At 66.5% G+C, this 19,649-nt stretch carries 14 protein-coding genes and 1 tRNA gene; 10 read left to right on the top strand and 5 right to left on the bottom strand.

Features of this window, described 5'->3' with window-relative positions; translation table 11 throughout:
- Positions 1-95: 95 nt before the first annotated feature.
- Positions 96-806 carry a hypothetical protein gene (locus tag Pla175_RS09780; RefSeq protein WP_145283680.1) on the bottom strand — a complete coding sequence of 237 codons (711 nt, stop codon included), beginning with the start codon at positions 804-806 and terminating at the stop codon, positions 96-98.
- Between the two features lie 364 nt (positions 807-1,170).
- On the opposite strand from Pla175_RS09780, the gene Pla175_RS09775 reads away from it, so the two are divergent.
- The 6 genes from Pla175_RS09775 to Pla175_RS09750 all read left to right on the top strand — a co-directional run bounded on the left by Pla175_RS09775 (position 1,171) and on the right by Pla175_RS09750 (position 10,229).
- Complete coding sequence (locus Pla175_RS09775) at positions 1,171-1,875, top strand: TIGR04282 family arsenosugar biosynthesis glycosyltransferase (RefSeq protein WP_145283678.1); 705 nt, start codon at positions 1,171-1,173, stop codon at positions 1,873-1,875.
- Positions 1,862-2,965 (top strand): glycine oxidase ThiO, encoded by a 1,104-nt coding sequence (thiO, locus tag Pla175_RS09770; RefSeq protein ID WP_145283676.1) that lies wholly within the window; start codon positions 1,862-1,864, stop codon positions 2,963-2,965. The genes Pla175_RS09775 and thiO overlap by 14 nt, the downstream gene beginning before the upstream one ends.
- A gap of 34 nt (positions 2,966-2,999) precedes the next feature.
- Positions 3,000-4,559, top strand: coding sequence for a sialate O-acetylesterase (locus Pla175_RS09765; RefSeq protein WP_145283673.1), 1,560 nt, complete (start codon positions 3,000-3,002; stop codon positions 4,557-4,559).
- 114 nt (positions 4,560-4,673) lie between these two features.
- Entirely contained in the window at positions 4,674-6,029 is a 1,356-nt protein-coding gene (locus Pla175_RS09760) for an ATP-binding protein (protein ID WP_145283671.1), read from the top strand.
- Positions 6,026-9,040, top strand: coding sequence for a tubulin-like doman-containing protein (locus Pla175_RS09755; protein WP_145283668.1), 3,015 nt, complete (start codon positions 6,026-6,028; stop codon positions 9,038-9,040). The genes Pla175_RS09760 and Pla175_RS09755 overlap by 4 nt, the downstream gene beginning before the upstream one ends.
- Before the next feature lie 46 nt (positions 9,041-9,086).
- Positions 9,087-10,229, top strand: a complete 1,143-nt coding sequence (locus tag Pla175_RS09750) for an EAL domain-containing protein (RefSeq protein ID WP_145283666.1) — start codon at positions 9,087-9,089, stop codon at positions 10,227-10,229.
- Between the two features lie 64 nt (positions 10,230-10,293).
- Here the strand turns inward: Pla175_RS09750 and Pla175_RS09745 are convergent, their stop codons facing one another.
- The gene (locus tag Pla175_RS09745) at positions 10,294-10,656 is read right to left on the bottom strand and encodes an STAS domain-containing protein (RefSeq protein WP_145283664.1); all 363 of its coding nucleotides are present in this window, start codon (positions 10,654-10,656) and stop codon (positions 10,294-10,296) included.
- Between the two features lie 531 nt (positions 10,657-11,187).
- Here Pla175_RS09745 and Pla175_RS09740 point away from each other — a divergent pair.
- Positions 11,188-12,726: a S8 family serine peptidase gene (locus Pla175_RS09740; protein WP_197527393.1), complete on the top strand. Its 1,539-nt coding sequence runs from the start codon at positions 11,188-11,190 to the stop codon at positions 12,724-12,726.
- Here the strand turns inward: Pla175_RS09740 and Pla175_RS09735 are convergent.
- Complete coding sequence (locus Pla175_RS09735; RefSeq protein ID WP_145283659.1) at positions 12,676-13,608, bottom strand: hypothetical protein; 933 nt, start codon at positions 13,606-13,608, stop codon at positions 12,676-12,678. The genes Pla175_RS09740 and Pla175_RS09735 overlap by 51 nt on opposite strands.
- Positions 13,609-13,890: 282 nt before the next feature.
- Here Pla175_RS09735 and Pla175_RS09730 point away from each other — a divergent pair, with 282 nt between their 5' ends.
- Positions 13,891-14,553 (top strand): tetratricopeptide repeat protein, encoded by a 663-nt coding sequence (locus Pla175_RS09730; protein WP_197527392.1) that lies wholly within the window; start codon positions 13,891-13,893, stop codon positions 14,551-14,553.
- A 36-nt stretch (positions 14,554-14,589) separates the two neighbouring features.
- On the opposite strand, the gene Pla175_RS09725 is transcribed toward Pla175_RS09730, so the two are convergent.
- Positions 14,590-15,780, bottom strand: coding sequence for a thioredoxin family protein (locus Pla175_RS09725; protein WP_145283653.1), 1,191 nt, complete (start codon positions 15,778-15,780; stop codon positions 14,590-14,592).
- Positions 15,781-16,713: 933 nt separating this feature from the next.
- Between Pla175_RS09725 and rho the strand changes: the two genes are divergently transcribed.
- Complete coding sequence (gene rho / locus Pla175_RS09720; RefSeq protein ID WP_145283651.1) at positions 16,714-18,072, top strand: transcription termination factor Rho; 1,359 nt, start codon at positions 16,714-16,716, stop codon at positions 18,070-18,072.
- A 90-nt stretch (positions 18,073-18,162) separates the two neighbouring features.
- Positions 18,163-18,245 (top strand) — tRNA-Ser (locus Pla175_RS09715).
- Positions 18,246-18,371: 126 nt separating this feature from the next.
- On the opposite strand, the gene Pla175_RS09710 is transcribed toward Pla175_RS09715, so the two are convergent.
- Positions 18,372-19,637, bottom strand: a complete 1,266-nt coding sequence (locus tag Pla175_RS09710) for a tyrosine-type recombinase/integrase (protein ID WP_145283648.1) — start codon at positions 19,635-19,637, stop codon at positions 18,372-18,374.
- Positions 19,638-19,649: the final 12 nt, after the last annotated feature.

Below are 19,649 nucleotides of genomic sequence, written 5' to 3'. Positions count from 1 at the left end.
GGAAGAGACCTCGGGAAAGCAGAGCGGGCTGGGACGGTCCATTCTAGGGGACCGGCCAGCCCGCTGCAAAACTGGGCTCTGGGCCCGTCTGGACCTCAGGTGGCGTGGTGGCGGCGGCGGACCTTCGCGTTCTTCCGCCGCGCGGCCTGGCCGCCGGAGCGCGAGTAGCCGAAGTGGATCGCAAACCACTCGGCGTACCGTTCCCGGTCGGTGTAGGACGAGTTGCGGTCGTCGAGCAGGTGGCCCAGCTCGTGGATGAGGATATTGTTTAGGTAGAAGTCGCGGATCGCGGCCTTGGTCCACGTCAGGGTCCACTGCCCCTGGCCGTGGTCGGTCCAGCGTCCGCCGAACATCCGCGACTCGTTCATCACCAGCGGCGACGGAGGCTGGCCGAAGTGTTCGGTGAGTGTGTCCTCGATCGGGTAGAGGTAGAGCGTTGTGCCCCACTGCATGCCGTAGCAAGGGAAGCTTTGCTTTTTCCGCGTCATGCGGGCAAACTGCACGACATCCAAGTCGCGGATGAACTCGGCCGGGAACTCGGCCAGCCGCTCACGCACCTCGGCCGGGGTGACGACGTGCCGGTAGCCGACGCCCGGGGGTTGGACGATGATGCGGTAAGAGCGGCCCTGCTCGCGGGGCTCGTACCAGTCTTCGGGGGGGGCAAACGGTTCACGCATATCGCGTGTGCCCACGCCACGACGCGACTTGGGGTGATCGCGCTGGGTGAGATTTGCGGCAACGGCCGGATTGCGTCGCCCAGCCTGACGGACCTGCCACTTGAACTGCTGACGACGGCTTGCCGACATGGTTCGCTCCGTTACCCGCGGTTTCAGACCGAGCTGATTTGCCGAGAAGTTCCTCCCGTCGTCCTTGAGAGAGACGCCCACCAACAAAGGGGGACGTAGCAAACGGCGGAGCTTCTTGCCGCCGGGTTTGGTCGCTGAGCAGCCCGCGGGGGCTGCCCGAATTCATCCTAGGCTGCTGCCGCGGCGGCAGGCAAACGGAATCGCTAACGGGTACATCAGCAACAAGTTACGGCTCGGACACCCGCCTGCGGCGGCCCGAACCCACCGAGAATTACCCCCCGGCAGAGGGGTGCGCCATCGGCACAAATTGCCCCACCTACACGCCGCGAGCCCCGTACCTTTCCCTCGCAAAACACTGTTTCGCATGACCCATTCTCTCCAGCGCGTGGCGCTCTTCGCGAAGCATTGGACCCCCGGTCTCGTGAAGACACGGCTCTCGGTTTCGATCGGCCAACACGGCGCCGCGCACTTGCATCGCGCGTTCCTCGCAACGCTGACCGAGCGCTTGAGCACATTGGAAGCACAGCGCGCGCTTTGCTACGCGCCCGCGGATCAGCGTGACGCCTTCGCCCCGTTCGCAGCGCGGGGCTGGGAGCTGTGCGAGCAGTCCGCGGGGGACCTGGGAGAACGTTTGGAAGACTTCTTCGATCGTTCGTTCGCCGCCGGCTACCAGCGCGTCGTCGTCCTCGGGGCCGATAGCCCGAACCTTGAACTGCGGCTCGTGGTCGAGGCGTTCGCCGAGCTGCGGCAGCGCGACCTCGTGCTTGGCCCCGCGCGTGACGGAGGTTACTATCTCGTGGGCGCCCGCGGCGGCACGCCCCCCATCTTCCGCGGGATGCCTTGGGGGCAGGACGCACTATTCCAGGCGACCCTCAACCGTTTGGCGAGCGCCGGCTGGGGCGCCGACCGCTTCGCGGTGCTGCCGTCCTGGTACGACGTGGATGAGATGGACGACCTCCGCGAACTGAGCCGCGACCTGCGGGGAGCATCCCAGCCCAGCCTCGTGCGGCTCCGCGCCGCCATCGAACCCTACTTGTCCGCCGACGGTGATCGCGATGACCCACGCTAGCCGGCCCGACGTGTTGGTTGTCGGCGGCGGGATCATTGGCCTGTCGATCGCGCTCGAGCTGGCGGACCGCGGCGCAAAGGTCAAGCTGATCGACCGGGGCGAGCCGGGCCGCGAGGCCTCTTGGGCCGGCGCCGGGATCCTGCCGCCGGGGTCCGGCTACAGCGGCCACCCGGCTCTCGAAGCGATGGCGGCGCGTAGCAACGTGCTCCACCCGCGGCTCTCAGGCCGGCTCCGCGAGGAGACGGGGATCGACGACGGGTACGTCCGTTGCGGCGCCATATATATGACAACCTCCGAACCGAGCGATGGCGAGTCTGAGACGCTGATGCGTTGGCGGGCGCGCGGGGCGGTCGTTGAGCCCGCCACGCCGAGTCATCTCTCGGGACTGGCCGTCCCGCCGCAGCGCGCCGCGCACTGGGTCCCCGCCGAGGCGTCGGTGCGCAACCCGCGTCGGCTCAAGGCCCTGGTCCGGCTGTGTGAGCTGGCGGGTGTGTCCGTTGAGGCCGGCGTCGAGGCCCGTTCGCTGAGGCTCAAGGGCAGCCGCGTGGCGAGCGTTGTCGTCGACCGCGGCGAGCTGTGCTGTGGCGCCGTCTGCCTGGCGGCGGGATGCTGGTCCGGCCCGCTTGCCGAACGGCTCGGGATGCGGGCGCCCGTCAGGCCGATCAAGGGGCAGATCGCCCTGCTGCGTGGGCCGGTGGGCTTGCTCCCGCACGTCGTTCACGACGGGGACTTTTATCTCACTCCACGTGCGGATGGGCGCGTGGTGGTCGGTTCGACGGTTGAGGATGTTGGTTTTGACAAAACAACCGAAGCAGACGCGATTTCGGCACTGGTCGGGCATGCCCATCGCTTAGCGCCGGCCCTGCGGCAAACCGAGCTGGAGTCGTGTTGGGCGGGGCTCCGCCCCGCGTCTTGCGACGGGCTGCCCATTCTGGGGAGAATAGCGGGCTACGAGAACGCGTACATCGGCGGCGGGCACTTCCGCGCCGGGCTGCACTTGGCGCCTTCGACCGCGGAACTCGTGTGCGGTACGATCGAGGGCAAGACGCTTGAACCACCGTTCGTAGATCTGGCCGCGTCGCGCTTCTAGCGCTACTTGTCTTTACCACACCTTGAGGCTCCCCATGCGACTTCTCACGACCGCGGCAACCCTCGCCGCCTTGGTTTTGGCCAACGTGGCTTCGGCAGAACCGTCCCTGTGGCTCTCCGACCTGTTCAGCGACCACGCGGTGCTGCAACGGGATCAACCGATCCGGGTCTGGGGGCGTTGTCAGCCGGGAGGCAAGGTGGAACTCTCGCTTGCCGACGAGAAGGCGACCGCCACAGCCGACGAATCCGGCAAGTGGCAAGCGGAGCTAGCCGCGCGACCCGCCGGCGGGCCCTACACGCTGAAGGTAGCTTCCGGCGACGAAGAGGTGGTCGCCCAGGACGTGCTGATCGGCGATGTCTGGGTCTGCTCTGGGCAATCGAACATGCAGTGGCGGCTCGACCAATCGAGGGACGCAGAACTAGCCATCGCCGCGGCAGACGAGCCGATGCTGCGTCTGATGAGGATCGACACCATCGGGTCCCAAGATCCGACCGAGCAGATCGACACCCAGTGGCGTGTCTCCTCTCCGAAGGAGGCGGGCTCGTTCTCTGGCGTGGGGTACTTCTTTGGGCGCCAACTCCAAGAGGCGTTGGGCGTTCCGATCGGGCTGATCGACAACTCTTGGGGGGGTTCCGCCTGCGAGGCGTGGGTCCCGCCCGCGGCCCTCGCGGATGAGGCGATGTACGGCCCGCTCCGGAAGCGTTGGTCCGAGATCGAGGCCAACAGTGATGAGGCGTCGCTGCGCCGCGACTATGCAGAAAAGCTGACGCAGTGGCGGGAGCAACGGGAAAAGGCGCTCGCCGAAGGACGCTCGGCCCCGGGCCGGCCCTGGATCAACGCCCCGCTCTTCGGCAATCAGCGACCGGGCAACCTGTTTGCGGCCCGTGTCGAACCGATCCGCGACTTTCCGATCACCGGAGTAATCTGGTACCAGGGAGAGTCGAACGCGGGACGCGCCTACCAGTACCGGGAGCTGTTTCCGACGATGATCGGGGCCTGGCGCGACGCGTGGGGGCAGGCCGACCTGCCCTTCTACTGGGTGCAGCTAGCGGATTTCAAGCCGGAGAAGCCCGCCCCCGCACCGAGCGACTGGGCGGAGCTGCGCGAGGCGCAGACCATGACGCTCGACCGGCTAGAGAACGTGGGGCAAGCCCTCGCGATCGACCTGGGCGAGGCAAACGACATCCACCCCAAGAACAAGCAGTCCGTCGCCTCGCGGCTCGCCAGGCTTGCGTTGGCGGACGTGTACGGCAGCAAGATGCCGGCCAGGAGCCCCCGGCTCGAGGAATGCGAGTTCGCAGACGACGCCGCGCAGCTTACGCTAACCGATTGCGAGGGGGGGCTGCGGACCTTTGACGGCGTCCCGCCGCAGGGGTTCGCCATCGCCGGGTCAGACCAGCAGTTTCATTGGGCCGACGCCAAGATCACCGGCAAGAACACCGTCCGGCTGTCGTCGGCCGAGGTGCGCGAACCCGTGGCGGTCCGCTACGCCTGGGCGGACAACCCTCGCGTGAACCTCTACAACTCGGCGTGGCTGCCGGTTACGCCGTTCCGGACCGATGATTGGCCGGGCGTCACGGCGGAACAAAGGTAACGATCGTGCCGGTTACGACGGCAGGCAGTGCGGGGCGCCGCGAATCTGCGGCGCGTTGCGTGGCGAGCGACCTAGGTTCTATCAGGAATCTTTGCCCCGCCCTCCGCTACGCCGATGACCTCAGCCCCATCAGACTACGACGCCATCGACGGGCTCGGCGCCTTGCTGAGCGACGATGTCTTCCTGCCTACCGAGCCGAAGACGCTGCGCGAAACGGGCGTCTCGCCCGTCTTGGTCGAGGGGCTGGTATGTAAGTACCTGCTGCAGGTTGGCTCGGCCGCGGGGCGTGACGTCGCGCGACGGCTCTGCCTGCCGTTCGGCACGCTGGAAGACCTGTTCGGGAGCCTGCGTTCCCGGCAGATCGTCTTCCACCAGGGCCAAGCGGCGTTGGGGGACTACTACTACGCGCTCACCGACCAGGGGCTGGATCGCGCCCGCGCGGCGATGCAGGCCTGCAGCTACGTCGGGCCGGCGCCGGTGCCGCTGGACGAGTACGTGCTGTCGGTCGAGGCGCAAACTATCCGTGCCGAAGCGGCGCAGCGCGAACAACTGTTGGAGGCCTTCGAGGATATCTCGATCGACGCTTCGCTGCTGGAGGTGCTGGGGCCGGCCGTGAACTCCGGCGCCGGGATGTTCCTCTACGGGGCGCCGGGCAACGGCAAGACGACGCTCGCTAGGCGCATCACGCGTTGCTTCGGACGCAACATCTGGCTCCCCCACGCGGTGATCGACGACGGCTTCATCATCAAGGTGTTCGACGCGGCCTACCACGAGCGGCCCGAGGAGCAAGAGGGCTCGCTGCTCTCGGGGACCGGGCACGACCCGCGATGGGTCAACGTGCGTCGGCCGACGGTGATCGTCGGGGGCGAGCTGACGATGGACAGCCTCGAGATCCGGCACGACCCGATCTCCAACGTGTGCGAGGCCTCGCTCCAACTCAAGAGCAACTGCGGGTGCTTGTTGATCGACGACTTCGGTCGGCAGCGGATCGAGCCGACGGAGCTGCTCAATCGCTGGATCATCCCGCTGGAGAACCGGTACGACTTCCTCACGCTCCCCAGCGGAAAGAAGATCCAGGTGCCGTTCGATCAGTTGATTATTTTCTCCACCAACCTGGAGCCGCACGAGCTCACGGACGAGGCCTTCCTGCGACGCATCCCGTACAAGGTAGAGGTGGGCGACCCGTCGCTCGACGAGTTCCGAACACTCTTTGAGGTCGGCTGCCGGACGCTCGGGTTCGGCTACCGCCCCGAGGCGGTCGACTATTTGGTTCAGAAGCACTACCGCCCGCTGGGCCGCTGCCTGCGGCGGTGCCACGCACGCGACCTGCTGAGCCAGGTCCGCAACTACTGCGTTTACCGGGGCGTCGCCCTGGAACTGCGCCCCGACTACCTCGACCGCGCCGTGGGCGCCTACTTCACCACGATGCCGGCGCCAGCGTCGATCGCGACCCCCGGGAGCGATCCATGAGCAACAACACATCTCCCCCGCTCGAAAGCCTGCCCGGGTACCGGCTGCTCGATCGCCTGGGCCAAGGGGGCTACGGCGAAGTCTGGCGCGCCGAAGCGCCGGGCGGACTGACCAAGGCGGTCAAGTTCATCTTTGGCCGACAGGACGGCGCCCGCGCCGTTCGCGAGCTCAAGGCGCTCGAGCGGATCCGCGAGGTCCGGCACCCGTTCCTGCTCTCGCTTGAGCGGATCGAGGTCGTCGAAGGCCGGATGGTCGTCGTCACCGAGCTCGCCGACGGGAGCCTCCGCGATCGGCTGCTCGAACGCCTCGACGGGGGGGCCCTGGGCATACCCCGCGTTGAGCTGCTGCGCTACCTGCGCGAAGCGGCTGACGCGCTCGACTACCTACGCGACCACCACTCGCTTCAGCACCTCGACATCAAGCCGGAGAACATCCTGCTGCTGTCCGGGCACGTGAAGGTGGCCGACTTCGGCCTTGTAAAGAGCCTGGACGCCGGGGTCTCGGAATCGATCGTGGGGGGCATGACCCCCACGTACGCGGCGCCCGAGGTGTTCCGCGGCTCGCCCACGGGCTCGAGCGACCAGTACAGCCTAGCGATCGTGTACCAGGAGCTGCTCACCGGAACCGTGCCGTTCCTCGGCGGCTCGCCGGCCGAGCTGACGCTCCAACACCTGAACGAAGAGCCCGACCTGGCGTCGCTGTCGGAATCGGATCGATTCGTCGTGTCGCGTGCCCTGGCCAAGCGGCCCGAGTACCGGTTCAGCAGCTGCGCAGAGTTTGTGCAGATGCTGGCGGACGGCCTCCCCAACGCCTGCGAGCAGCCCGCCGCCGCGCGTTCTGCAACCGCGGCCGCGGCGATCATCAGCCGCACCTCGACGGCCGGCGCCACCCAGGTGTTCGACGCGCTGGACGAGACGGCGTGGAACGGGCCGGCGGCGCCGATCTTGTTCAACCTAGACCCGCCGACCCCGTACGCCGTCAGGGCCGAGCAGGCGCCGGTGCAGGAGGACTCAGAACCCTTCGCCCTGACCCCGACGCTCTTCCTAGGGCTCGGCGGCAGCAGCGCGCGTGTGCTCCGCATGCTGCGCCAGCGGATGTCTGCCGAGCTCGGCCTGAACGGCCCGCTGCCGGCGATGCCCTTCCTGCTGATGGACGTCGATCAAACCTCCCTCTCGCAAGCCACGCACGGCGCCGAGAAGGGCGCCGGATTGCTTGCCACAGAAACGGTTTCCCTGCCGCTCAAGCGTCCGCAGCAGTACCGCGCCAAGTCTGAACAACTGCTCGGCTGGCTTGGCCGGCGTTGGCTCTACAACATCCCACGGTCGGCGCGCACCGAGGGCATCCGGCCCTTGGGCCGCCTGGCTTTGATCGACCACGCGCGCCAAGCGTTGCAGCGGGTCCGTCGCTCCGTGATCGAGGCGACCTCTCCGGAATCGGTGGCGGAATCGGAAGCGGCTTCCGGCACGACGTTCCGGCCGGGCGCGTTCCGGGTCTACGTTGTCGCATCGATCAGCGGCGGGGCAGGGGGCGGGATGGCGTTGGACGTGGCGTACGCTACTCGGGCCATCCTGGAGCGTGCGGGGATCTCCGAAGCAAAGATCATCGGGCTGCTGACCTACTCAACCACGCGTGACAAAGAACGGGGCGAGCTGGCGCGCGTCAACGCGTTCAGCGCCCTGACGGAGCTGCGTCACCTGTCGCGGCCCGACGTGGCCTACCCCGGAGAAGCCGGCTGCGGCTTGCCCGCGGCGTCGGCAGAGTCGCCGCCGTTTGACGCCAGCTACCTGCTCGATTTCGGCGCCAGCGCAGAGGACCCGCATGGCGTCAGCGCCCGGACCGCTATCGTTGACTATCTGTTCCTCGACGCCCTTACCCCGACCCAGAAGCAACTCGACCGACTCCGCGACGCAGCCGGCGACCCGGACCGCGTCCGCAGCTTCCGCGTGGAGGAGACCCTCTCGCCAAGCGGGATAGCAGACGCCGAGCTTCTGCAGCGACGCCTGTTCGAGCTGTGGATGGGCGACGAGTGGGAAGACGACACGCACGACGTGAACGTGGGGGGCACCAACCCGCTGGTTCACGGGGCCGCCCAGTTTGTCGCCCGGCACAAGATCGACGCCACCGGGCTGCTGGCGACGACCCGCGGGGCGCGAACCCGCGGCGCCGACGCCGCCGGGGGGGTCGTGCAGACGATCATCGCCGCGATCGGGGGCTGGATCGCAGAGAAAATGGACGCGCCCGGACCACGGCTCCGCGACGCGAGCCAGGCCGTACGGTGGATGACGGACCACTTGGCTTGCGTTGAACGCGACCTGACGAACATGACAACCGACCACGCCGAGATCGTCCAAGAGGCGGCGTTGGCCGCACGGCGGGTGCGCGCAGCGGTGGCGTCGATGGACGCAAGGATCCGAACCATCAGCTCGGCGTTGCGCAGTGATCCCACCATCCCGCTGGAAGCCCCCTGCGAGGCCTTGACCGAGCTGGCGGTTAGCCTGGACGGTTGGCTTCAGTCCGAGTACTTCGCCCCCAGCGGGGGCGCCGCCCGGGTGCTGTCGGACCCAGGCCTTCACGCGGGGCTGAAGGCCGCGGTCCAGGAGATCGCCCGGCGGTTTGTGCTGCCGCAAGGCGTGGTCAGCGACGGAGCGATCGAAGGCCCCCACGCGCAGCAACTGTCGCAGGGCGTTGATCCGACCGGCTTTGGCGGGATCGAACGTCGGCTAACCGCGGAGACTTTCGCGGGCAGGCCGGCGGGTTCGGCCTCCGTCACGGTTGTGGAGTGCGAGGGGATCTCGATCCCCCACCTCGCCGCGCACGTGGTCGGCCATCGGCAGGACTACGCGCGATTCGCCGAGCGGGTCCACTCACGCCGAGACATCGATTGGGAGCCGCTCCTAGACCTCGATTCTCCCCCCGCCTGCACACCCGCCGAAAGCGCTCTGGACGCGGACGCCTTCGACCGACCGGTGGACGCGACGATGCTCGTAAGCACGCCGGCGCCAGCCTTCTGAAGACTCGTAGAACGAAACTCCTACCGCACCATCCGTCTCGATCCTCATGCTAGATTGCCTCACCACCTCGAGTCAGACGCGTTGGCTGCTGAGCGGTCAACTGACGGACGACGAACCGATGCGCAGGATCTCGGTCGACTGCTCCCCCTTCACCGTGGGGCGCCGCGCCGATCAATCGCTGTCGATCCCCAGCCCAACCGTGTCGGGTCGTCACGCAGAGATCCTTCTGGAGGACGACCTCCTGCGGGTCCGCGACCTGGGCAGCACGAACGGCACCTTTGTGAACGGCGTGCGTGTGACCGACGACTGCGCCGTGCACCGGGGCGACCTGGTGCAGTTTGCACAGATCGTATTTCGCGCCACGCTGGAGGACTCGACCCCCAACCTGAAAACCATCCAAGAAGACTCCGCCGATCGCGCGCTGGCGCTCATCCAGTTCGACAAGCTGATGACCGAGCGTGCGGTGTCGCCGCACTTCCAGCCGATTGTTGCGATGGGTACGCAGCAGACGTTCGGGTTTGAGATCCTCGGGCGCAGCAAGCTGTTCGGGCTTACCGACCCCGCGATGATGTTCAAGGCCGCCGCGGTGCTGAACCTCGAGGCAGAGCTGAGCCGGATCCTGCGCGACGAGGGGGTCCGCGTGGGGCAGGGGATCCCGGGCGGGCAGCTCTTGTTCTTCAACACGCACCCCGCGGAGATCGAGGACCTGGGGGTCCTCGAGTTCTCGCTGCGCGAGCTCCGCGAGCTCGATCCGCACCGCCCGATGGTGCTGGAGATCCACGAGGCGACCGCGACCCAGTCGAATCAGATGCGCGAACTGCGTTCGGTGCTCGACGAGCTCTGTATCGGCCTCGCGTACGACGACTTCGGCGCCGGACAGGCCCGCTTGGTCGAGCTGGTCGAGGTTCCGCCGGACTACCTCAAGTTTGACATGAAGCTGGTCCAAGGCATCTCCTCGGCGTCGCTTGAACGCCAGAAGATGGTCGAGCGGCTCGTGCAGATGACCAGCGAGCTGGGGATCGTGCCCTTGGCGGAGGGGATCGAGCAGACCGCCGACCATGAGGTCTGCGCTGAACTCGGGTTCTCATGCGCCCAAGGCTTCCTGTACGGCCGGCCGCAGCCGTTGAGCCGCTCGTCGCAGGCGCCCAGCCAATGCGGGCAGCCGGCGCCCCTCGCGGGCGTACGGTGAGCCGAAACCCTAGCGAGCCCCCGTTCCGCCGGGACTCGTCCCGGCGTTATGCGGCGGGGCGCATCTAGCCGAAGATGCCGCGTTTCAGGAACGCCTTGCGTGCGGCCGCCTCGTCTTTCTCGAGGTCGAACAGCTTGTCGAGGCGGGTGATCTTGAAGACCTCGCGGATCTCTGGCGAGACGCCGCTGAGCTTGAGCTTCACCTTGAACCCCTGGCACTGCTTGTGAATCTTGACAAGCTTGCCGAGCATCGACGAGGACATGAACTGCACGCTCTCGAAGTCGAGGATCACGCGTTCCTCGGTCGACTTATCGAGCATCGCGGTCACGTCGCGTTCTAGCTGCTCAAGCAGCGCTTCGTCCACCATCCGTTGGTCTCGGATCCGGATCGTGAGGATCCCGTCCTTGGCGTTCGTTTCGATGCCCATCAGGTGTCTCGCCGGGAGAAGCGCTTCGCGAACTGCGGGCGACGCCCGCTGGTGCCAGAATACTACCAGCTAAACCCCCGTCCGCCATCACCCCCCTGGCCGTTGGACGATCAGGGGGCGCGGAGCGGATCGCCGCTGCTCGACCTACGCCGACGATTGCCGGGCCCAGTGCGCGTGAGCGTTAACCAGGATGACCAGACGATCGGCGACCTTTCCGTTGCTACTTTCCCCGCTGCAAGATCGGTCGGAAGTCGTACGCAAGGGGAGCTCGATCTTGCGTTTTTTCTTTTCTCTACCGGTTTGCCATTGACACACCTAGAATCCTCCGCGAGAGTTCTGGTCTCCTCAGTCGCCAACCGCAGCGCCCAGCATTCTCAGGCTTGGAGCGTCTGCCCCTTGCGAGGCTGCGGGCCTATTTCCAAGTCCCTATCGGCTCGCCACTGGCGCGCCGCTTCCGTTGTGTTGCCGGACATATCCGGCGGAAGGTCGATGCCCTACGGTCGTAGAGAAACCTGTTCAACGCACCTTTGCTTGATCCTGGGCGTCGCGGTGTGCGCTAGCCACGGCGCGCACTCCACCGGCGCTCCTCTAGGCCTAAGCGGCGCCGGTCAGACGCTGGTAGTGATCGACAGCGGCCTGGCGTACAACCACCCCGCGTTCGCGGGCAGGTACGTTGGCGGCTGGGACTTCGCCGAGAACGACGCCGACCCGTACGACGAAAAGAGCGTGGGCCTGGGCGACCGCGGATCACACGGAACGCACGTAACGGGGGTCGCCGCCAGCGGCTCTTTAACCAACCCGGGCGTTGCGCCGGGCGCCGATATCGTGAGTCTGCGGGTATTCGACGACCAGGGCGCCGTCTACTTCAGTTGGGTAGAGAAGGCGCTGCGATGGGTGCGAGACAACCTGCATACCTATCGAAACCCGATCACGACGGTGAACCTATCGATCGGGTCCTCCTGGAACGCAAATTCCCCACCGCAATGGGGCATGCTTGAGGACGAGCTGGCCGACCTGCGTAAGGCGGGCGTCTTTGTAGCGGCCTCGGCGGGAAACGAGTTCGCCTCGTTTGGCGTCGCCGGCCTGAACTACCCGTCGTCCAGCCCCTCGGTCACCGCGGCCATGGCGTGGCAGACAAGCGGGCTGGCCAACTACAGCCAACGGAGCCAGCAAGCGATCGCCGCGCCGGGCGCCCACATCTTGGGGCCGGCGCCGGACTACATGGGCAACGGCAACGGCCTTGACGACGATTGGGCTTACAAGTCGGGCACCAGCATGGCCGCCCCCTACGTCGCGGGCGCCAGCATGCTGATCCGCGAAGCGATGGGGGGCTCGGACCCGTTGTCGGTGACGCCCGCCCACATCTACGACACCTTGCGATCGACGGCCGACCCCTTCTTCGACCCGGCCACCCAGAAGACCTATCAGCACATCAATCTCGAAGCCGCGATCCAGTCCGTTGCTGCGCCCATTGCGGGCGACCTGAACCACGACGGGTTCGTCGACGCCGCGGACTACACGGCTTGGCGCGACGGGCTCGGCGTGCGGTATACCCAGGGCGACCTCGACGTCTGGCGCAGCGCGTTCTCCGCAGCCGCATACGAAGCCGTCCCCGGCGACTTCAACCGCGACGGCTCGGTCGACGCGGCAGACTACACCACTTGGCGCGACGGGCTCGGAACCAAGTATTCTCAGCAAGACTACCAGGTGTGGAAGAACGCGTTTGCCGGCAGCGCCGTCGCTGCGCTGCCGGGCGATTTTAACGGTGACGGGGCGATCAACGCCGCCGACTACACCGTGTGGCGCGACACCCTCGGCTCGACGACCCAGCTCAACGCAGACGCGAACCGAGACAGGCGGATCGACGGATCCGACCTAGCGGTCTGGCGCGCCGCGATGCAGGGCGCCGCCGCGCTAGGCCCCTCGTCCGTCCCCGAACCGTCCGCCGTGACCATCGCAGGCCTGCTGCTGGTGCTAGCCGCGGCACGCCGCTCCCGCTCACGGCTGCGCGCCTCCCGCTCACGGCTGCGCGTCAACGGCGACCTGCCGCGCGGCGCGCGTCAGGCGTAGCCCGGCGGCCTCTCCGAGCAACGCCAGCACGGCGTCCAGCGTTCGCTGGCGCGCCTCGATCGTAACGGGCGTCTTCAGCCGAGCTTCTGCTTCCGGCGACACCTTCAGCGTGAGGTCAAAGCTCGACGCCAGGCTTTGAAGCACTCGCCCCGCCTGCTCGCCGCGCACGACAAAGGTCACGCGTTGCTCCTCGATAGATACACGGGCGGGGGCCCTCCCCCGCGCGGCGGGCCGCGGCGCCGCGACCCCCTGCTTGGCCTGCGGAGGGATCTCGGCGACCGTCAGCACGCCGGCGCCAGACTCTTCGAAGGTGAGGCCGAAGCCGAACAGCAGGACGGTGAGCCACTCGCGTCTTGAAAGACGTCCTCCGTCCATCGGCGGCCACAGATCAAACGGGATGGCGCCCGGGTTCGCGACCCGCCACCCGCTGCCCTCCAGCGCCCGCGTTACCAGCTCGCTCGGCGAGGACAGTGCCGGCCAAGAAAGCGTGATCGGCGCGTCGAGCGTCGAGTCGCGTCTGGCGATCGCCGCCTGATCACGCGCGGCCAAGCTCTCCAACTCGCCGACCTTTTCGGCTGGCACGATGTAGATCAGTCCCGGAAAGAAGTAGGGCGATCCGCCCACGGCTTGGGCCGCTCGGTCGATGACCTCGCGGACCGACTGGCCCCGGGCCTCCAGGGTCCTGGGAGACGTGGGGTCGATCCGGCGGTCGAGCATCACCGGAACCCCCGCGGTGGTCGACAGCCGCGCGAACATCGTGCGCCCCGGCGCTTCTCGCCAAACGGCAGAAATCGGCTGCGCGAGCCTCTCTCGTCGGTCGTCCGCAACCGCGGCGCCCGGCGCCGCAGCCGCGGCAACGCTTAGCGCACCAACCAATGCCAAACGCAACCGCCACCCTGCACAGACCGAGCCGCCGGCGCCCGAAACCGTGCTTGCCGCACGTCGCTTGTCAAGCAGCGCACCACCGACTCGACCGACACAATCGCTTTTTCGTTGTGCGCTTCGCAAGCGTGATTAGACTCGATGGTAGAGAGGCGAAGAACCACGGGACGCTCCCCTGATTTAAGCCATCGAGCCGTCGCAAGGCAACCGCGTCGGCATCAAGATTTGATCGAGCCTCGACAGGGAGTGGTCGCGGCTTCGTCTTACTGGGAGTTCGGCCGCGTGAAACCATCAACCCGCCGCGAACCGCTGCTCACGCAGCACTACCGCGATTACCTAGAGAGCCAAGACGCGGCCTCGTTCATCCAACGGGTCGCGATCCGGTACGGCTGCGCCACGCTTGAAAGGCTCGCTGTCAGCGGCGAACGCTACGACCGCCGCGCCTCGGTGCTGGCGCTCGGCTACATGGGCGAGTACACCTCCAACGAGGTCATGGGACGGGCCCTGACCGACCGAGATCGTGGCGTGCGTGCGATCGCCGAAACCAGCATCCAAGAGGTCTGGCTGCGCGTCGGCAGCCGAGACCAGCGTAGCGCGTTGCGGCAGATCGTTCGCCTCAACATGGGCAAGCGGCACGATCAGGCAGTCGATACCGCCACGCGTCTGATCCACGATTCGCCCTGGATCGCCGAGGCCTGGGCGCAACGCGGTGCGGCCTACTACCACCAAGGGCAGTACGAGGCCGCGATCCGCGATTGCCATCAAGGGCTCGAGATCAATCCCTACCACTTCACCGCGGCGGCCGGCATGGGGCAGTGCTATCTCCGCATCGACAACCCGATGGCGGCGTTGGAGGCCTTCCGACGGGCCCTGCGGCTGAACCCCGGCATGGAGGAAGTCCGTGCCCAGGTGATTCAGCTCCAACGCGCCATCCGCGACGAATAGGCCGCGCGTCTGCGTTACCGCGTGACGCCGTCTTGCTTATCGCGTGACGCGGTCTTGGCTGGCCGTCATCGCCTGACGCACCCCTTCGGAGTAACGCGGGGCGTTGTTCCAGAACTGGTTGAGCGTCTCTTCGCTCGAGAACCAGTAGAAGCTGCCGGCGTACTCCAACGCGTGCTTACGCACCCCGGGGACCGCTTGGCCGTTATCGATGGCTAGCACCGGGTCCATGCCGGACATCGCCGGGCTGTAGGTGTCCGGCTGGCGGAGGAACTCGTCGCGGGCGGCGCCGTTGGAAAACAGGTAGGTCCGACCGCGGTGGATGGCGCCGAACTGCACGTCGCCGGGGACCCACTTCCAGTCACGCTTCATCGTGACCGGGCAGAATCCATCGAATCCCAACGGGGGCGAGCCGGGCGGCAACTGCACCGCGGCCACCTGCGTCGGCGCCGTCGTGGGCGCCTCGGCGGCCGGCGCCTGAGCGACCGGGTTGGCGGCGGCGTTGACCACAACGGCCGGCGCCGGCTGCCCGGCGAAGTTCTGCTGCGGAGCCGCGGCTACAGCCGCAGCGGGGGCGGCCTGGGCGGCCGCCGGCGCCGGACCCGACGCGCTCGGCGCCCCGGCGCCCGTCTGCCAAGCGGCGTAAGGATTGGCGGCCGCGCCCTGCGCCTGTGTCGCGTAGCGATCGGCCTCCGCAGCCACGGCGGCCATCTTGGGCGCCGGCACCTGGAGCTGGGCGTACGCCTCGTTCACCACGCCGCCGTAGGGCGACTGATTGGCCGCGGCCTGGTAGGCGGCGCCCGCCTGCGTGCGGTAAGCGCCCACGGCCTGGGTGATCTTGCCGACATAGTCCATGGGAGTCGCGGGACTCACGAAGCGTTCGATCACCGCGCCGTCCGGTGAGACCAACACGTCAGTGGGCACACGTGTGACGCCGTACTGTTCGGCAAGGCCCATCTCTTCGCTGGCGTTCACCTTGACCGGCACAACCATCTGGCCGACGGCCTGTCCGACCTGCGGGATCGCAAACACGTTCTTGTCCAGCACCTTGCAGGGCCCGCACGTGGGCGTCCAGAAGTGGACCAGCACGGGCTTGCCGGAGGACTTGGCCGCGGCGCGTGCGTCCTCGATATTCTTCGCCCAAGGGATGCCGCCGGTGGGCGACTGCGCGACCGCGAGGGCGCTTGCAAACAACAGCGTTAAGGCAGAACAGGAGCGAATGGCAAGCATCGTGAGTACCCTTTCGATCAGGTGGACCGGCTGGCGCAGCGAGCGGCGCGGGGGACTATCCGGAGCCGCCCCGTAGTGGTGGTATCGGCTGGGAGAAAGCCCCGGATGAGGCAATCTGGGGGGATCCGACCGGAATTTCGGGCCGCGGCGGGGCTGGCCGGCGGGCAGGAAGTTTCTAGATGCTCTATTGACAGGTATTCCGCAGTGGCGAATACTACACGCGGTGAAACAAACCTGTCGTTCTGCACAGGTTTTCTCGAGGGTGGATTCGGTTTCTGCGAAGTGTGTTCGCGGAAAGATTCCCTTTCACTGGAAGCCGTTTTTCGCGATGGCCCGTTTACCGCGAGGCACTCGTCAGTAGAGTTACGTTCATTCGGCGTGCCCAGAGGCTTGTGTAGGTTGGGGCCGGGCAGGCAGAGCGGTGGGCGTGATCTGCTGATTGTCCGACGCCCGCCAGACGGACTCAAAGGTTGCGTGTTCTCGGTGGCCCAAGCGGCCTGGTCGAGTGGCGCGCCAGCTTGGCTTCTTGTGAACAGCGGACTCTCCTGTTGGGCGAGAATGCCCCCTCGGCACGCGTACCGATTCAGCAAACTTTGACGCTTCACTTCAAGGCGCTTCACTTCCGCGATAGGCACATCGCCTTTCGCTAGCCGGTCGAGCGACCGCCCGATGAGCGAATCCCATTCGCCTGCGTCGAGGCCGTCCCCAGGGTGCCTGGCCCTACCGTAGAGCCCATCCAACGCTGGCAGCCAGTTTTTTTGAGATTCGCAGCACGAGTGACACCGTCACACGCGCGTCTCCGCCAAGGTCCCGTACGGCGGAGGGATTGTCCTTTCGGGAACCGACCGACGCGAGATGATTCGCCGGTCATCCAGCCCTCGGCGCGGCCGAAAGCTGGGATTCACATCTAGGTTTTTTGAGGTTTGTAGAGGCATGGCAAGAGGAAACAGGGCCGGCGGACGCTCACGCGGACGCAACAATCAGGGCGGTGGGCAGGGTGGCGGCCAAGGCGGCAGCCAAGGCAACACCCAGGGCCGCGCAGGCTACCGAAACAACGGTTCGCGCGGCGGTCGCCGACGCAACCCCGGCCAAGGTCAAGGCCAAGGCCAGGGGCAAAACGGATACGAGAACCGTCGCGAGAACTTCTCCGACGAACCGGTCGACACAACCACGTTGACCCCCGGCTCGGGCGTGCTCGAGATGCACCCCAATGGCTACGGGTTCCTCCGCGACCCGTCGACCAACTTCACCCGGGAACGCACCGACCCCTTCGTCCCCGGGACGATGATCGAGAGGTACGGGCTCCGCGAAGGGTTGCTGCTGGGGGGCCTGGTGCAACACCAGCGGCGAGGGCAGGGGCCCCGGCTCCGCGAGCTGCTCGACGTGGAAGGCGTGGCGCCCGACGACTACTTGGGCGTCAAGAACTTCGACGAGCTAACCCCGATTACCCCCGAGGAGTGGCTCCGGCTCGAGACGGGCCCCGAGCCGCTCAGCACCCGGGTGATGGACCTGCTCACCCCGCTCGGCAAGGGGCAACGCGCCCTGATCGTGGCGCCGCCACGCACCGGCAAGACGGTGTTGATGCAGCAGATCAGCCACTCGATCTCGACCAACCATCCCGACGTCGCCGTCATGGTGATGTTGATCGATGAGCGGCCCGAAGAAGTAACCGACATGAAGCGGAACGTCCAGGGCGAGGTCTTCGCGAGCAGCCTCGATTGCGACGTCGAGAGCCACGTCAGGCTCTCCCAGTTGACGATCGAACGTTGCCGCCGGCTCGCCGAGATGGGCAAAGACGTCTTCTTGCTGATGGACTCTATCACCCGCCTCGCCCGCGCGTTCAACAAGTGGGTCGGCAACACCGGCCGCACCATGAGCGGCGGCGTCGACATCAAGGCGATGGACATCCCCAAGAAACTCTTCGCCACGGCCCGCGCGTTCGAAGAAGGGGGATCACTGACCATCGTCGGCACCGCCCTGATCGAGACCGGCAGCCGCATGGACGACCTGATCTTTCAGGAGTTCAAAGGCACGGGCAACATGGAGCTGGTGCTCGACCGCAAGCTCTCCGACCGCCGTGTCTACCCCGCGATCGACATCGAGCAATCGGGCACGCGTCGCGAGGAAAAGCTGCTCCCGTCGGAGACGCTGCACGCCGCCACCATGCTGCGGCGGACCCTCTCGAGCATGCACCACGTCGATGCGATGGAGCAGCTCACCAGCAAGCTGGCCAAGTTCAAGTCGAACAAGGAATTTATCCAGCTCATCCAGGGCGCCAAGGCGATGGACTAACCCGCGGGCCCGGCCCGTCCGGCAAAACTTCGCCCCATCACTTCCCGACTCCCCCCCGGGCAAGCTATAGTTTGTGCGTCGCAGATCTTCGGAGGGTAGGCGAATTGGCTAGCGGCCTGATTGGAATTCAGGTGCCCCGCAAGGGGTTGCGGGTTCGAGTCCCGTGCCCTCCGCTTAGGTCCCAGGCCTCTTGGTAAGGCGTTATTTATGAACGACTTACGGCGAGGCAATCGATTGCCCCAGTCAACTGGGGCAATCACTGGGTCAATCAGCCGCTCCGACGGCAGTTGGTCGCCCGCTCAGGTGGGCTTCGGCGCCTCCTGGTCAACAACGGAATCGCTGTCGTGGACGGCAGCGGGACGACCCGCCGCATTAACGCCCACGAAGCGGACAGCACAAAGTTTCTGTCGCGCGTCGGCGTCGTGCAGGTGATAATAGCGACGCACCATGGCGCTGTCGGCGTGCCCAAGCCAGGGCATCAACATCGGCTCCGGGACGCGCGAGTTAGCGCATGTCGAACAGAAATAATGGCGGAAGCTGTGCAGTCGACCGTCGCTGAACCCCTGCCCACCCGACGGGCTCGGAAAACGCGGGCCGAGGGGCGTCAGCACGTCGCGCACCAGAATTCGGCGTACGGTGTCCGGCTTGAGCTTGCCACCGCGAGGGCCCCGGAGCACCAACCCTGTCCTCTGCGGCAATCGCTGAAGCACTAGCAGAAGGTCATCGTGAATGGGAAGTGACCGTCCGCGCCCACTTTTCAGTCGGCGCCGATCCTCAGACTTTCTTGTGGGCGACACGCCGGTCTCATCGCTAAGCGATAGCATCTTGTCGTCAAGGCAGATGTCGGACCAACGCAGGCCAGCGAGCTCCGCGATGCGTAGGCCGGTTGTGGCCAGCGTTAAGATGACGTCGTGGAGCCAACCCAGTTCAGGGCTCTCTAGGCAAAGTGCCAGCATCGCGTCGACTTCTTCTGGTCGCCAGCAATAAGCTGCCTGGCTCTGGGCTTTGCGCATCGCAAGACGGATCGGCTCCCGGCCCTGCAAGTGCCCGCGGTCGATCAGCCATTTGACAATCTGCTTGCAAAGCGTCAGCTCGGCATGGATCGTCTTGGCCGCATAATTGGGCTGCAGGAACGCCGAGTACCGTTCTAACACCGACGCGTCGACGTCGTTCCAGCTACCGATGCGGCTTGTGGCGCAGAATGTCAGGAACTTGTCGAGAATCGCACGATAACGCTTTTGTGTTGAGGGCTGGATACCGCCGGTGACCGGCGAACGGGCAAGGTGGGCCTCAAACAGTTTGCGGCCATCGAGGAGTAGCAACGGCGCCGCCACCGACTCGGTCGATGCCGAGCGGCGTGGGGCAAGTCCGCACGCTTCGGCCTTCAAGCGGTCGAGGTCGACCAGGAGGCGACGGGCCTCGGCCTCATCCTTTGTGCCGAGCGAACGGCGCCCAGGACGGTCGGAGTGCGAGCGGCCGTCGGCAAAATAGACGCCGTTTCGCCGGAACAATCGCCAGGAGTAGAATGCACACTGGATTTCGGGAGTATTGCTTTTTGCAGGCATGGTTGCTGAACT

Origin of the sequence: Pirellulimonas nuda (genome assembly GCF_007750855.1) — a bacterium.
GTDB classification, from domain to species: domain Bacteria; phylum Planctomycetota; class Planctomycetia; order Pirellulales; family Lacipirellulaceae; genus Pirellulimonas; species Pirellulimonas nuda.
The sequence above is the reverse complement of the archived record's forward strand: the minus strand, read 5'-3'. Positions and strand labels throughout refer to the sequence as shown.

What these genes read in the sequence shown, in the direction of transcription:
- Pla175_RS09765 (WP_145283673.1), top strand. Translation starts at nt 3,000, where the DNA reads ATGCGACTTCTCACGACCGCGGCAACCCTCGCCGCCTTGGTTTTGGCC.
- Pla175_RS09725 (WP_145283653.1), bottom strand. Translation starts at nt 15,780, where the DNA reads ATGCTTGCCATTCGCTCCTGTTCTGCCTTAACGCTGTTGTTTGCAAGC.
- Pla175_RS09760 (WP_145283671.1), top strand. Translation starts at nt 4,674, where the DNA reads ATGACCTCAGCCCCATCAGACTACGACGCCATCGACGGGCTCGGCGCC.
- thiO (WP_145283676.1), top strand. Translation starts at nt 1,862, where the DNA reads ATGACCCACGCTAGCCGGCCCGACGTGTTGGTTGTCGGCGGCGGGATC.
- rho (WP_145283651.1), top strand. Translation starts at nt 16,714, where the DNA reads ATGGCAAGAGGAAACAGGGCCGGCGGACGCTCACGCGGACGCAACAAT.
- Pla175_RS09750 (WP_145283666.1), top strand. Translation starts at nt 9,087, where the DNA reads ATGCTAGATTGCCTCACCACCTCGAGTCAGACGCGTTGGCTGCTGAGC.
- Pla175_RS09745 (WP_145283664.1), bottom strand. Translation starts at nt 10,656, where the DNA reads ATGGGCATCGAAACGAACGCCAAGGACGGGATCCTCACGATCCGGATC.
- Pla175_RS09755 (WP_145283668.1), top strand. Translation starts at nt 6,026, where the DNA reads ATGAGCAACAACACATCTCCCCCGCTCGAAAGCCTGCCCGGGTACCGG.
- Pla175_RS09775 (WP_145283678.1), top strand. Translation starts at nt 1,171, where the DNA reads ATGACCCATTCTCTCCAGCGCGTGGCGCTCTTCGCGAAGCATTGGACC.
- Pla175_RS09710 (WP_145283648.1), bottom strand. Translation starts at nt 19,637, where the DNA reads ATGCCTGCAAAAAGCAATACTCCCGAAATCCAGTGTGCATTCTACTCC.
- Pla175_RS09780 (WP_145283680.1), bottom strand. Translation starts at nt 806, where the DNA reads ATGTCGGCAAGCCGTCGTCAGCAGTTCAAGTGGCAGGTCCGTCAGGCT.